Annotated in this window: 13 protein-coding genes and 1 tRNA gene; 12 read left to right on the forward strand and 2 right to left on the reverse strand. The window is 45.6% G+C overall.

The window, feature by feature from the left end; all coding sequences use genetic code 11:
- Positions 1-68 precede the first annotated feature (68 nt).
- From ACETMN_RS00865 to ACETMN_RS00895, 7 genes are all read left to right on the forward strand, one after another.
- A complete protein-coding gene (locus tag ACETMN_RS00865; RefSeq protein WP_105602296.1) occupies positions 69-1,019 on the forward strand; it encodes an ROK family glucokinase in 951 nt (316 codons plus the stop codon).
- A 51-nt stretch (positions 1,020-1,070) separates the two neighbouring features.
- A complete protein-coding gene (rapZ, locus tag ACETMN_RS00870) occupies positions 1,071-1,970 on the forward strand; it encodes an RNase adapter RapZ (RefSeq protein WP_017691251.1) in 900 nt (299 codons plus the stop codon).
- Positions 1,971-1,983: 13 nt separating this feature from the next.
- A complete protein-coding gene (locus ACETMN_RS00875; protein ID WP_411735628.1) occupies positions 1,984-2,970 on the forward strand; it encodes a gluconeogenesis factor YvcK family protein in 987 nt (328 codons plus the stop codon).
- A 6-nt stretch (positions 2,971-2,976) separates the two neighbouring features.
- Positions 2,977-3,915 carry a DNA-binding protein WhiA gene (gene whiA, locus ACETMN_RS00880; protein WP_411735629.1) on the forward strand — a complete coding sequence of 313 codons (939 nt, stop codon included), beginning with the start codon at positions 2,977-2,979 and terminating at the stop codon, positions 3,913-3,915.
- 255 nt (positions 3,916-4,170) lie between these two features.
- The gene (locus ACETMN_RS00885) at positions 4,171-4,440 is read left to right on the forward strand and encodes an HPr family phosphocarrier protein (protein WP_017691248.1); all 270 of its coding nucleotides are present in this window, start codon (positions 4,171-4,173) and stop codon (positions 4,438-4,440) included.
- Positions 4,441-4,596: 156 nt separating this feature from the next.
- On the forward strand, positions 4,597-5,349 hold the full coding sequence (locus tag ACETMN_RS00890) for an SIMPL domain-containing protein (RefSeq protein ID WP_411735630.1): 753 nt from the start codon (positions 4,597-4,599) through the stop codon (positions 5,347-5,349).
- Between the two features lie 386 nt (positions 5,350-5,735).
- Positions 5,736-6,833, forward strand: a complete 1,098-nt coding sequence (locus ACETMN_RS00895) for a stalk domain-containing protein (protein ID WP_091012028.1) — start codon at positions 5,736-5,738, stop codon at positions 6,831-6,833.
- Between the two features lie 164 nt (positions 6,834-6,997).
- Here the strand turns inward: ACETMN_RS00895 and clpP are convergent, their stop codons facing one another.
- On the reverse strand, positions 6,998-7,594 hold the full coding sequence (gene clpP / locus ACETMN_RS00900; protein WP_017691245.1) for an ATP-dependent Clp endopeptidase proteolytic subunit ClpP: 597 nt from the start codon (positions 7,592-7,594) through the stop codon (positions 6,998-7,000).
- Positions 7,595-7,770: 176 nt separating this feature from the next.
- Positions 7,771-7,845 (reverse strand) — tRNA-Arg (locus ACETMN_RS00905).
- Between the two features lie 426 nt (positions 7,846-8,271).
- Here ACETMN_RS00905 and ACETMN_RS00910 point away from each other — a divergent pair.
- The 5 genes from ACETMN_RS00910 (at position 8,272) to gpmI (ending at position 14,079) form a co-directional block, all read left to right on the forward strand.
- Positions 8,272-9,297, forward strand: coding sequence for a sugar-binding transcriptional regulator (locus ACETMN_RS00910; protein WP_091012030.1), 1,026 nt, complete (start codon positions 8,272-8,274; stop codon positions 9,295-9,297).
- A gap of 106 nt (positions 9,298-9,403) precedes the next feature.
- The gene (gene gap, locus ACETMN_RS00915) at positions 9,404-10,411 is read left to right on the forward strand and encodes a type I glyceraldehyde-3-phosphate dehydrogenase (protein ID WP_017691243.1); all 1,008 of its coding nucleotides are present in this window, start codon (positions 9,404-9,406) and stop codon (positions 10,409-10,411) included.
- A gap of 151 nt (positions 10,412-10,562) precedes the next feature.
- Positions 10,563-11,744, forward strand: a complete 1,182-nt coding sequence (locus ACETMN_RS00920; protein WP_036616219.1) for a phosphoglycerate kinase — start codon at positions 10,563-10,565, stop codon at positions 11,742-11,744.
- A gap of 36 nt (positions 11,745-11,780) precedes the next feature.
- Positions 11,781-12,533 (forward strand): triose-phosphate isomerase, encoded by a 753-nt coding sequence (gene tpiA / locus ACETMN_RS00925; RefSeq protein WP_091012031.1) that lies wholly within the window; start codon positions 11,781-11,783, stop codon positions 12,531-12,533.
- Between the two features lies 1 nt (position 12,534).
- A complete protein-coding gene (gene gpmI / locus ACETMN_RS00930) occupies positions 12,535-14,079 on the forward strand; it encodes a 2,3-bisphosphoglycerate-independent phosphoglycerate mutase (RefSeq protein WP_091012033.1) in 1,545 nt (514 codons plus the stop codon).
- Positions 14,080-14,313: the final 234 nt, after the last annotated feature.

A 14,313-nucleotide genomic window follows, 5' to 3' on the forward strand; every position in this document is an offset into this window, starting at 1 on the left:
CGTATCCTTCAATTATAGTTGGTACGTAGGACTTAAACTATTTTAGATAGATAAAGGTGGCTTGCAGCATGTCTGAGAAAATCTACGTTGGGGTCGATCTCGGCGGAACAGCAATTAAGGTCGGTATATGCGATGAACAAGGTCAGCTAATGCATACGTATGAAGGACCGACTGAAGTGGATAAGGGCGTAGACACGGTCATCGCCAACATCGAGAAGTATGTCCGACATATCGTAGCCGAATCACCTTACAATTGGGAACAGCTTGAGGGTGTAGGCGCTGGAGTGGCCGGTTTCACGAATGTACGCGAGGGAATTATCGTTCATGCCCCTAACATCGGATTTCGGAATGTAGCCATTCGTTCGATTCTGGAAGAACGTCTGGGCAAGCCAATAAAAATAGATAACGATGCAAACGTGGCTGCACTGGGTGAAGTATGGGCAGGAGCCGGCAAAGGCGTAGACAACTGCGTATGTTATACACTTGGTACGGGTGTTGGTGGTGGCTTGATCTTGAATGGTAACATTTATCAGGGTTTCTCCGGTATGGCGGGAGAGCTGGGTCATATCAGTGTTGTACCTGATCTGGAAGCCATAAAGTGCGGTTGTGGTAAAATGGGATGTGTAGAAACAGTATCTTCTGCAACAGGAATTATACGTATGGCGAAGGATGCAGTAGAACGTGGTGATCATACGTCACTGGCACTCGTCGACAAGATTGCAGCCAAAGAAGTATTTGATGCTGCGAAGGCAGGCGATGAAGTGGCACAGCGCATTGTGAATCGTGCGGCCTTTTACCTGGGCAAGTCCATGGCTACTGTAGCAGCCGTCATTAACCCGGAGATGTTCATCATCGGTGGCGGCGTATCCAAAGCGGGCAATTTCTTGTTTGATGAAATCCGTACTGTGTTTGCTAAGCTGACGCCAGAACCGTTGCAAGATGGGGTTCAGATTCTGGAAGCTACACTTGGTAATAATGCAGGTATTGTGGGTGCAGCAGGTCTTCTCTTGCGTTCCTAGTACCCTCGTAACAATATATGAAGACAGCAATATGATAAGGAGGGGACATTTATGCTTGAAGGTGAAGGATCACCAGGCACAGGCGCCACGCTCATTATCATTACGGGCATGTCGGGGGCAGGTAAAACCATTGCAGTACAAAGCCTGGAGGATCTGGGTTTCTTCTGTGTGGATAATCTGCCGCCGGTATTGATTCCAAAATTTGCGGAACTAATTGAACAGTCAAACGGCAAGATTGGTAAGGTCGCATTGGTTATCGATCTGCGCGGGCGTGAATTCTTTACGGCTCTGTCCGAGTCTTTGAACTATATTAAAGATCATTTTACCATTCATTGCGAGATTTTATTCCTGGATGCTACAGATTCTGTACTTGTTCAGCGTTACAAAGAAAGCAGGCGCAGACATCCACTGGCTCCTGAGGGCATGCCGCTGGACGGCATCCGACTGGAACGCAAGATGTTGGAGGAACTCAAAAACTCTGCGACTCAGGTACTGAATACAAGTACGATGAAGCCTGCTCAACTGAAAGAACGCATCATATCCCGCTTTTCTCATCTGGAAAGCCAAATGCTGTCGGTGAATATTACGTCGTTTGGATTCAAGTATGGCATTCCGATTGATGCTGATCTGGTGTTTGATGTACGTTTTTTACCGAATCCGCATTATATTGATCATTTGCGACCGAATACGGGACAGAATAGTGATGTGTACGAATATGTTATGAAGTGGCCAGAGACACAGGCGTTTCTGACCAAGCTGCTGGATATGCTGCATTTCCTGATTCCGCAATACCGGAAGGAAGGCAAAAGCCAGGTTATTATTGGAATCGGCTGTACCGGAGGCAAGCATCGTTCGGTAGCAATATCGGAATATTTGGGCAAGATGTTGGGAAGCAGCGAGACAGAAGCTGTCACCGTAAGCCATCGCGACGCTGACCGGGACCGTCATTGAAGAGGGTGAAGGGATGAAAGAGGCCGGACCACGAAGAGAACGTCCGAGAATAGTTGTAATGGGCGGCGGAACCGGATTATCCGTGATGCTGCGCGGTTTGAAAGAGAAGCCGCTGGATATCACGGCCATCGTCACGGTTGCAGATGACGGTGGAAGTTCAGGCATCCTGCGCAATGAGCTACAGATGCCGCCTCCGGGCGACATTCGCAACGTGCTTACGGCACTGGCTGATGTAGAACCATTGCTTTCAGATATGTTGAAGTACCGTTTCAATACAGGCGCGGGGCTTGCAGGCCACAGCTTGGGGAATTTGATTTTGGCTGCAATGACGGATATTTCAGGCGACTTTGTGACCGCAGTGCGGGAGCTTAGCCGCGTGTTTGCCGTTCGAGGTGAGGTATTGCCAGCAGCCGGGCAGGCCGTTGTGTTGCATGCGGAGATGGAAGATGGGACAATTATTACAGGTGAGTCCAAAATCCCTGAGGCGGGTGGACGCATTAGACGAGTTTTCCTTGAACCGGATCACGTGGAGCCGTTGCCAGAGGCAGTAGAGGCCATTCGTCAAGCTGATGCCATTCTGATCGGGCCAGGCAGCCTCTATACAAGCATCCTTCCCAATCTGCTCGTACCTAAGCTTGCAGAAGCTGTGGTAGAGGCTGATGCGGTGAAGATGTTTATCTGTAATGTGATGACACAGCCGGGAGAAACAGATAACTATACGGTAAGTGACCACCTTAAGGCGGTACACGAGCATATAGGTCATCAGCTCTTCGACTATGTTATCGTAAATAATGGTGATATTCCGCTGCAAGTGCAAAATAAGTATGCGGAAAAAGGAGCAAAACCGGTTGTACTGGATATGAATGTACTCGAAAGTGCCGGCTATCAGGTGGTTGCGGATACCCTTGTTCTGTTCAAAACCTATCTGCGACATGATGCCGACAAGTTAAGTCATCACATCTACCAACTGGTACAAAATTGGATGTTACGGAAGAGGTGAAGTCCCATGTCGTTTGCAGCACAGACCAAAAAAGAGTTAACCATGATCGAGAGCGAACCGTGCTGCGAAAAGGCGGAACTTTCAGCCCTCATCCGTATGCTTGGTGCAGTGCAGTTATCGAATAAAAAAGTGATCTTGGATATTTCGACGGAGAATGCCGCGATTGCAAGACGGGCATACTCTCTGCTTAAAAAGCATTTTCAAGTGCATACGGAATTACTGGTCCGCAAAAAAATGCGGCTGAAAAAGAACAATGTATATATTGTTCGTATTCCAACCATGGTACAGGAGATTCTCAATAATCTTCATATTGTATCTGAGGGCTTTCTCTTTACCCTAGGGATCAGTACGGAATTGTTTCAGCAAAACTGTTGTAAACGGGCCTATCTTCGCGGTGCATTTCTGGCCGGTGGATCGGTTAATAATCCGGAAGGTTCCTCGTACCATCTGGAGATTGCGTCTATGTATGAAGAGCACTGTCAGGCACTGGTTGACCTGGCCAATGAATTTCATCTGAATGCCCGGTGTATAGAACGGAAAAAAGGATTCATCCTATACATTAAGGAAGGCGAGAAAATCATTGAGCTGCTCAGCATCATTGGTGCTCATCAGGCCTTGTTCAAGTTTGAAGATGTACGAATTATGCGAGACATGCGTAACTCCGTTAACCGGATTGTCAATTGTGAGACCGCCAACCTGAACAAAACGATTGGAGCGGCCGTAAGACAAATCGATAATATCCGGTTGTTACAAAAGGAAGTTGGTCTGGAATCTTTGCCTGAGAAACTTCGCGAAGTGGCGGAGGTTCGACTCGCTCATCCGGATATCAACTTGAAGGAAGTTGGCGAGCTCCTTAAAGGTACAGTCAGCAAGTCGGGAGTGAACCATCGGCTTCGTAAAATTGATGAACTGGCTGAGAAAGTACGCACAGAACGTTATGGTTAAGACGGAGTAGGGTAAAGTAACAAGGTCGGCTGTTTCTGCTGAACAGAAAGGTCAGGAAAGTCAGCCGTTAAGGATCTGGGAGACTCACTTAGGTCATTGGATGCGCTGTGCAAAAGATGAAATTAGGGCAAGATAATGTCCTCCAAAGAACCCTGAGTTTTTTCTTCTAGTGTCCTGCACGGGTTAATGGTATAATGTTGTTTAAATATAATTGTGTATTTAATGTCCAGATTTCATAATAGGGGGTAAGTTTCCATGACAAAGCACCCGGTAGTTGTCCGTTTGAAAACGGGTCTCCATGCCAGACCTGCGGCACTGTTCGTTCAAGAAGCGAATAAGTACTCGTCTGAAGTGTTCGTCGAGAAGGACGACAAAAAAGTTAATGCAAAAAGTATCATGGGGATCATGAGCCTTGCAATTAGCACAGGTACGGAAATCCAGATTAGTGCAGAAGGCGCGGATGCCGAACAGGCTGTAAACGCTTTAGTTAGTCTGGTAAGCAAGGAAGAGCTCGAAAACCAATAAGATATGATCAATCCAATGAAGAAGTCCCGAAAGGGGCTTTTTTGCGTTTTTCACGTTTATGCTATCGTCAAGTGCAACATTATGGAATTTGTCCCGTCTGTTAAGGTATCAAATCGAATAAAGTTTGAGATGTTAACACATAAGGAGGCTATCGTGATGGGTAAACAATGGATGAAACCGTTTGGTGCAGTGCTGGTGGCAAGTACGTTGCTTGTAGGAGGAACCGCATGGGTTGCGCCAGGGAACTATGCTTATGCTGCAGAGGTTCAAGGGGTACAACAGAATGTGATTAACGTCGTGGGTAAAGGTGAGATTCAGGTGAAGCCTGATATTGCTTATCTGTCCATTGGTGTGAACAGTACTGCAGAGACAGCTGCATCTGCTCAAAAAGCGAATGCTGCCAAAGTTCAAAAGGTATCCAACCTGCTGAAGAATACGTGGAAGATCAGTGCAGACGACATTCAAACCAGTCAGTTCTCTGTACAACCCAACTATACGTATAGCGAAAAAGACGGACAACAAATCAAAGGATACACAGCGCATCATACACTGACAGTCACGTATCGTCAGATGGACAAGATTGGCGAGCTGCTCGATGCTGCTTCAGGGGCGGGTGCCAACAATATTGAGAACGTACGCTTTACTGTAGAAAATCCGGAAAGTTATGAATCCCAAGTGATTGAGAAAGCTGTTGCCAATGCAGATGTGAAAGCTGGCGCCATTGCAAAAGCAGTTAAACGTCAACTGGGTGCTGTTCTTTCCGTGAGCCAAGGTGATGCCAGTGTGCCTGTATTCTATGCAAGCGAGGCGTTGATGTCCAAAGCACAAGATACAGCAGGTGGTACGGAGATTGAAACAGGCCAGGTTAAAGTAAGTACAATCCTGAATATCACGTATGAAATGAAATAAAAGATCGAATTAAGGACTGTAAGCTCAAGTAACCTTTTCAAGTGTCATTTGAAGGGTACAACGAAATAATGACAAAGACTTTGTCCTGTGGACAGAGTCTTTTTTTGTTGGAAAAGCAAACTTTGATGAAGTTAGATAGGGGGATACCTTTTTGAAGCAACATGAAATGCTGTATATTGGTATCTTTTTTGTATAGTTGTTCGTGACAAAAAGGTCATAACCCATTATATTTTCCGCCTGATATTCATCAACATTGTAACTCGAGCTGTAAACCTTTCCGAAATTGGGTTAATTATAATAGAGAGGTGAGCGTATGAGATATGCGATCAGGTCAGGATTACATACGCAATGATCCCTAATTGTGAATTCAGAGAGGAGTTTTATATATGACATCATGGAAAAAATGGACAAGTGCGTTGCTTGCAGCAGGAATTATTGTAGGTAGTGGTTCGGTATGGCAGGACAGTTCGGTTCAGGCAGCATCGGTATCCTCTAAAGTGACAACCCCGGCTGAGGTAACTCTGAAATCGGGTGGAAAAACACTGACTCAAAAAGGGCTTCTTCAAGGTGGATCGACATGGGTCTCTCTTACGGCAGTAAAAGATGTAGCGGGTGGAACGCTGAAATATGATGCGAAAACCAAGTCATATACGGTAACAGCAGCCAACAATGCGATGACCGTTAGCCTGATGGATGGACAACCAAACGTGTACATTAACGGTTATTACCCTCAGGTGGAAGCAAAATTGATTCAGGGTCGATTATATATTCCATTCTCAGCAATGAGAGATTATCTGGGTGTACAGGGGAATTGGGATGGCAAAACCAAAACGTTGACACTCAGCAAGGTGAAACAAAATAACGTTAAAATTAAAGCGGCAACAGTCAATGTCACTGTAAAAAATGCTGAAGTCGATGTTCAATATCCGCAAGTGAGTGGACTTGCCAGCAAAGAAGCTGAAGCGGCAATCAACAAAGTGCTGAAAGACGAAGTGGATGCTTATGTAGCTGACTTCAAGAAACAGACATCTGAATTCGGCGGTGCTACAGCCAACCGTCCATATGCATTTGAGAGCTCTTATGTAGTGACGTACAACGAAAAAGGCGTGCTGGGACTCATTACACAACGATACGAAGATTATGCTGGCGCTCATGGTATGACAACCCGTACGGGCCACACCTTTGCACTGGACACAGGCAAGGAGCTTACGTTAGATGATGTGCTGCAAAACAACAAAACCATGCGTGAGACGTTGGGTAAAAAAGTCGGCGAACAGCTGAAAGCTCGTGGTGGATACCTGGAAGGTTATAAAGGATTGAATAAAGATCAGGATTTCTATGTGACACCAACGGGTGTGGTCGTGTTCTTCCAGTTGTATGAGTATACGGCGTACGCAGAGGGATTCCCTGAAATGCCATTTACGTATAAAGAAATTCTCCCTAAAGGAACTGAACCTTTCAGTAATGTATCTGGAACCAAATAAAGAAATCATTATTATGCACTCTTAAGTTATCTTTCTTATAAAATGAAAAAATAAGCCCTCATCATAATCATGATGAGGGCTTAATCCCGTATAGACAACACAATGGGGTGTTGCTGACGTTAGGTGTTGATATGTTAACTCGTAGACCGGGGTCTACATAACACTTAAATGCCTTGGGAACCTACGTTTTCGATAACTTTATCAATGATACCGTAATCGGCGGCTTCAGCAGCACTCATGAAGTAGTCACGATCTGTATCTTTCTCAATCCGCTCCAGCGGTTGACCTGAACGCTCAGAGATGATGCGGTTCAAGGTATCACGCATTTTCAGGATGCGGCGAGCACGGATTTCGATGTCGGAAGCTTGACCTTGTGCACCACCAAGTGGTTGGTGAATCATAATTTCACTGTTTGGTAATGCAAAACGTTTACCTTTTGCACCGGCATTCAGCAAGAATGCACCCATGGAAGCCGCCATACCTACACAGATGGTAGATACATCCGGTTTGATGAACTGCATTGTATCGTAAATCGCCATACCGGCTGTAATCGATCCGCCTGGGCTGTTGATGTATAAGTGAATGTCTTTCTCCGGATCTTCCGCAGCCAGGAACAACATCTGTGCCATAATGGCATTAGCCACTACGTCATTAACATCGCTACCAAGGAAAATAATACGATCCTTCAGCAATCTGGAGTAGATGTCGTAGGCGCGCTCACCCCGGTTGCTCTGTTCAACGACCATTGGAATAAAACTCACGTGAAAAACCTCCTTGGAATGTAAATGTTATTGGTGTTTATACTTAAACTGTTACCGTATTACCCACATAATAAACAATTCCAAACAAAAAGTCAAAGAAAGTCAAACTAACTTGCAAAAAAAAGAAACCTTTCCGGTTTCATTGGTTAAATGGGTTATGAGCTGTTAAATAAAAATGGCGCGCCCGCCAAGAATCGAACTTGGATCTCAGGCTTCGGAGGCCTACGTCATATCCATTGGACCACGGGCGCACATTATGTGACAGCAATAATGATTATAGCTCATGAAATATTTAATTGCAAGCAGTTCGTTGTGGTATTGGTTTGGATTAACCTAAAAATGATCATGATGAAGAAGAGTGGATAAAGAGTACATTTAAGTAAATGCTATTAGAGGTTTTGGACATGCCGTATGAAATGTGATTCTGAGCGATATGTAGATTGAATTCATTCGTTTCTTCTATATATGGTATGCGTGAGCTAGTCCTAGATCATGGAAGTCTAGGATTGTGAAAATAGGCGCGTACAAACGCTGAATGCGTGTCGAAATAACACGTTGAAACACTTGCATGTCACGTCAGTTTTAGGTAGAATAGACGTGGGACTTAAAAAGTTAACCCGGGACGTTTTAGGGCCACGAAAGAGAGCTTAGAACGAGAACTTGCGGGAGTGGAAAGCATGCGAACGATTTTAGAAGTACAAAAGCAGCTTCTGCCTGATCTCATGGATATCTTGAAAAAGAGGTATACGATTCTGCAACAGATCATGTTATCGGATGTGATCGGACGGAGAACGTTAGCTAATTCCATGCAGATGACCGAGCGGGTTCTGAGGGCTGAGACCGATCTGTTAAAGGCTCAGGGACTTATTGAAATTGACAGTGCAGGAATGAAGATCAGCGAGGCAGGGTATGATTTGCTGCAGCAGTTAGAGCCCGTAGCCAAAGAGTTGTTCGGATTATCCGAGCTGGAAGAGCGCATCAAGCAAGCCTACGGTCTGCAAAAGGTAGTTGTGGTTCCTGGTGATTCGGATATTTCTCCATTTGCCAAAAGGGAACTGGGCAGAGCCGGAGCGAAGGCTCTCGGCAATATCATGAGTGATAACGACGTTGTCGCCGTTACTGGCGGTTCAACAACGGCCGAAGTCGCAGAACAACTAAATCCGCCAACATCGCTTAAAGGTGTCTGGTTCGTACCGGCACGCGGTGGACTTGGAGAAAGCCTTGAAATTCAGGCAAATACGATTGCATCTACAATGGCAAAGCGGGTAGGGGCGCAATACAAACTCCTGCATGTACCGGATTTGCTTAGTGATCATGCCTATGAATCATTAATCCAGGACCCTAGTGTTCAGGAGATTCTGCAGCTGATTCGGAAATCGCGGATTGTTATTCATGGAATTGGTGATGCCGTGGAGATGGCGACAAGACGTAAACTTGCGACGGAGATTATAGATGAACTTCAGGAGCAAGGTGCCGTATCTGAATCTTTCGGTTATTACTTTAACGATCAGGGTAAGGTGGTACATACCATGCTTACACTGGGTATGCGACTTCAGGATATTGAACGAACCGATGTTGTGATTGGAATCGCAGGTGGCAAAAGCAAAGCTGCTGCTATACATTCTGTGTTGCGATTTGGTCAGGAAGATATTCTGATTATTGATGAGGCTGCTGCCGAAGTCATCGTTGCTGAAATGGAATAAGGTTTTACTTTGAATCACAACTATTGTTGTCTTGACGGACTTCACCGTCTGTCTTGAATATATAAGTTTCATAAAAAATTAATCAAAACTTGGGAGGAACTTACTCATGATTAAAGTAGGTATTAACGGTTTTGGACGTATTGGACGCTTGGCATTCCGCCGTATTCAAAATGTAGCAGGCATCGAGGTAGTAGCAATCAACGACTTGACTGACGCTAAAATGCTCGCTCATTTGCTCAAATATGATACAACTCAAGGTCGTTTCGATGGCGATGTTGAAGTACACGATGGCTTCTTCAAAGTGAACGGCAAAGAAGTTAAAGTATTGGCTAACCGTAACCCGGAAGAACTTCCTTGGGGCGACCTGGGCGTAGATATCGTTCTGGAATGTACTGGTTTCTTCACAACGAAAGAAGCAGCTGAGAAACACTTGAAAGGTGGAGCTAAGAAAGTTGTTATCTCCGCACCAGCTACTGGCGACATGAAAACCATCGTTTACAACGTAAACCATGAAATCCTCGACGGTACTGAAACTGTAATCTCTGGCGCATCTTGCACAACAAACTGCCTGGCACCTATGGCAAAAACACTGCAAGACAAATTCGGAATCGTTCAAGGTTTGATGACTACAATTCACGCTTACACTGGCGACCAAAACACGTTGGATGCTCCACACCCTAAAGGTGACTTCCGTCGTGCTCGCGCAGCAGCTGAAAACATCATCCCTAACACAACTGGTGCTGCTAAAGCAATCGGTCTGGTAATCCCAGAACTGCAAGGCATCCTTGATGGTGCAGCTCAACGTGTACCAGTAGCTACTGGTTCCCTGACTGAGCTCGTAACTGTTCTGAACAAAAAAGTAACTGCTGAAGAAGTTAACGCAGCTATGCAAGAAGCTTCCGATCCAGAAACTTTCGGATACACAGAAGACGAAATTGTATCTTCCGATATCCAAGGAATCACTTTCGGTTCCCTGTTTGATGCAACTCAAACTAAAGTTCTGACTGTTGGCGACCAACAATTGGTTAAAACTGTAGCTTGGTATGACAATGAAATGTCCTACACTGCACAATTGGTTCGCACTTTGGAGCACTTTGCAAAAATGATTAAGTAATATCTGCAATAACATAGAGCGGAAACAGATGCTATATTGTTTCCGCTCTTTATATATCTACATTTTGCAAATTTCTCAAAAACACCAGGATTGACAAGGGATTTTAGCTCTTGATTGGTCCACCAAATACATGGGTGCGGAGGAAATACAGATGAACAAAAAAAGTGTACGCGATATCGAATTGACAGGAAAACGGGCTTTTGTCCGTGTAGATTTCAATGTGCCGCTCGAAGATGGTAAAATTACAGATGACAAACGTATTCGTGCAACGCTTCCTACAATCAACTTCTTGATTGAAAAAGGCGCTAAAGTCATTTTGGCAAGCCACATGGGTCGTCCTAACGGCGAAGTGGTTGAATCTTTGCGTTTGACTCCAGCAGCTGAGCGTTTGTCTGAATTGCTTGGTAAAACAGTTGTTAAAGCTGACGGTTCTGTTGGTGACGCTGTTAAAGCTCAAATCGCTGAACTGAACAACGGCGACGTATTGTTGCTTGAAAACGTTCGTTTCCACGCAGGCGAAGAGAAAAACGATCCGGAACTGGCAAAACAATTTGCTGAACTGGCTGACGTTTTCGTTAATGATGCGTTTGGCGCGGCTCACAGAGCACACGCTTCGACTGAAGGAATCGCTCACTTGCTTCCAGCAGTGTCCGGTTTGTTGATGGAGAAAGAACTTGAAGTGTTGGGTAAAGCAATCTCCAACCCTGAGCGTCCTTTCACAGCTATCATTGGTGGATCCAAAGTTAAAGACAAAATCGATGTAATCGACAACCTGCTGAACATTGCAGACAACGTGATCATCGGTGGCGGTCTGACTTACACGTTCTTCAAAGCACAAGGACATGAAATTGGACAATCCTTGCTGGATGATTCCAAACTTGATGTTGCTCTTGGTTTTATCGAAAAAGCGAAAAAATTGGGCAAAAACTTCTACCTGCCGGTAGATATCGTAGTGTCTGACGATTTCAGTGCGAAAGCAAACACACAAATCGTTGACATCGATGGTATCCCAGCAGATTGGGAAGGTATCGACATCGGTCCTAAAACACGTGAGATCTATGCTGATGTAATCAAAAACTCCAAATTGGTTGTGTGGAACGGACCAATGGGCGTATTTGAAATCGAGCCATTCTCCCACGGTACTCGTGCAGTAGCGGAAGCTTGCGCTGAGACAGAAGCTTACACTGTAATTGGTGGCGGTGACTCCGCAGCAGCAGCAGAGAAGTTCAAATTGGCTGATAAAATGAACCACATCTCTACAGGTGGCGGTGCATCGCTCGAGTTCATGGAAGGTAAAGTACTTCCAGGCGTAGTGGCATTGAACGACAAGTAAGTTTTAGTAGCCTATAGCATGAAGGAGTTGAAACCCATGAGAACACCGATTATCGCAGGTAACTGGAAAATGTTTAAAACGGTTTCCGAATCCAATGACTTCATTCAGGAAGTTAAAGGAAAAGCGGAAGTTGAAGGCGTGGAAACTGTAATCTGCGCACCGTTTACGAATCTGCCATCTCTGGTAGAAGCCGTTAAAGGCACAAACATCAAAATTGGTGCACAAAATCTTCATTTTGAAGACAACGGTGCATTCACAGGTGAAATCAGCGGCGTAATGCTGAAAGACCTGGGCGTGGATTATGTCATTATTGGTCACTCGGAGCGCCGTCAATATTTTGCGGAAACCGATGAGACTGTCAATAAAAAATTGCATGCAGCATTCCGTCACGGATTGACTCCAATCTTCTGCCTTGGTGAGACGCTTGACGAGCGTGAAGCGAACCAAACAAAAGACGTATGCAAAGTGCAAACAGTAGCTGCTTTTGCAGGTCTGTCTGCAGAGCAAGCGGCACAAGTTGTTATCGCTTATGAGCCAATCTGGGCGATTGGTACAGGCAAATCCTCCACTTCCCAAGATGCGAATGAAGTTATTGCTTACATCCGTACGCTGGTGAAGGATCTGTACAACGAGACGGTTGCGAATGCAGTTCGTATTCAATACGGCGGCAGTGTTAAACCGGAGAACGTAACAGAATACCTCGGACAAAGCGACATCGACGGCGCACTTGTTGGCGGTGCCAGCTTGCAGCCGGCTTCGTTCATCGCGCTTGTTGAGGGGGCGAAGTAAGATGACAGCTCCAAAACCTGTAGCACTGATCATCATGGATGGCTTTGGTCTACGTAACACGGTGGAAGGCAACGCGGTAGCGCAAGCCAAGAAACCGAACTACGACCGTTTCATGAGCCAATTCCCACATACAACACTCACTGCTTGCGGTGAAGCTGTAGGTTTGCCAGAAGGGCAAATGGGAAATTCCGAGGTAGGTCACCTGAACATTGGTGCCGGCCGGATCGTATACCAGGATTTGACCCGTATCTCCAAATCCATTCGTGACGGCGAGTTCTACGACAATGAAACACTTGTCAAAGCGGTTCGCGAAGCGAAACAAAGCGGCAAAAAGCTTCATCTCTACGGCTTGTTGTCTGATGGCGGCGTACATAGTCACATCGACCACCTGTTTGCTATGCTGGATCTGGCCAAAAAAGAAGGAATGAATGATGTATATATTCATGCTTTCATGGATGGCCGTGATGTTATGCCAGACAGTGGTAAAGACTTCATGCAGAAGCTGATCGCCAAGATTGAAGAAGTCGGTGTAGGTAAAATTGCAACGGTTCAAGGGCGCTATTACGCGATGGACCGTGACAAACGTTGGGAACGGGTTGAGAAATCATACCGTGCCATCGTTTATGGAGATGGACCAAAATACACTGACCCACTCAAAGCGGTTGAAGAATCGTATGAGAAGTCCGTATTTGATGAATTCGTTGAACCAACGGTTATCGTCAAAGCGGATGGTGAGCCGGTAGGTTTGGTTGAGAGCGGCGATTCCGTTATCTTCCTCAACTTCCGTCCTGACCGTGCGATCCAGTTGTCGCAAGTATTCACAAACCAGGATTTCCGCGGTTTCGATCGTGGACCGAAGTTCCCTGTGGGCTTGCACTTTGTATGCTTGACTTTGTTCAGCGAGACGGTTGAAGGTTATGTGGCTTATTCGCCGAAGAACCTCGACAACACCCTGGGTGAAGTTCTGGTACAGAACAATAAAAAACAACTGCGTATTGCAGAAACTGAGAAATACCCGCACGTTACCTTCTTCTTCAGCGGTGGTCGTGATGTGGAGCTTCCGGGCGAAACTCGCGTACTGATCAACTCACCAAAAGTTGCAACGTATGACCTGCAACCGGAGATGAGTGCGTATGAAGTAGCTGATGCATGTGTTCGCGAGATCGAAGCAGACAAACATGACGCCATCATTCTGAACTTTGCTAACCCTGACATGGTTGGACACTCCGGCATGCTGGAGCCTACCATCAAAGCGGTTGAAGTAACAGATGAGTGCATGGGCCGTGTTGTGGATGCAGTACTTGCCAAAGGCGGCGTTGTACTGATCACTGCCGATCATGGTAACGCGGATATGGTGTTCGATGAGAAAGGACGTCCGTTCACAGCTCATACAACGAACCCCGTTCCATTCATCGTTACGGATGCCAATGTAACTCTGCGTGAAGGGGGAATCCTGGCAGATATCGCGCCAACGATCCTTGACCTGATGCAATTGCCTAAACCGGAAGAAATGACAGGTACATCCGTCATCGCTACCCGTAAATAAGTTACGCAACAACATATATGAAATTGGGAAGTTTGGAGTTTACCCCTGAACGAAGGAAGCAGAAATTGTCTGAAGAAGCGTTAGCGTTCGCCTTTATCACATGATTCCAACTTATGAAAATAAGTTAAAAAGGAATCAGGGGATAACAGCGATCAGAGGACAATTCTGCTAACGTAGTGGAAAAGGGAAAACACAAGTGGTCCTAATTTATAATAAATTTAAATTTAAAGGAGA

It is taken from the genome of Paenibacillus sp. M2, assembly GCF_046713495.1.
Lineage (GTDB): Bacteria > Bacillota > Bacilli > Paenibacillales > Paenibacillaceae > Paenibacillus > Paenibacillus amylolyticus_B.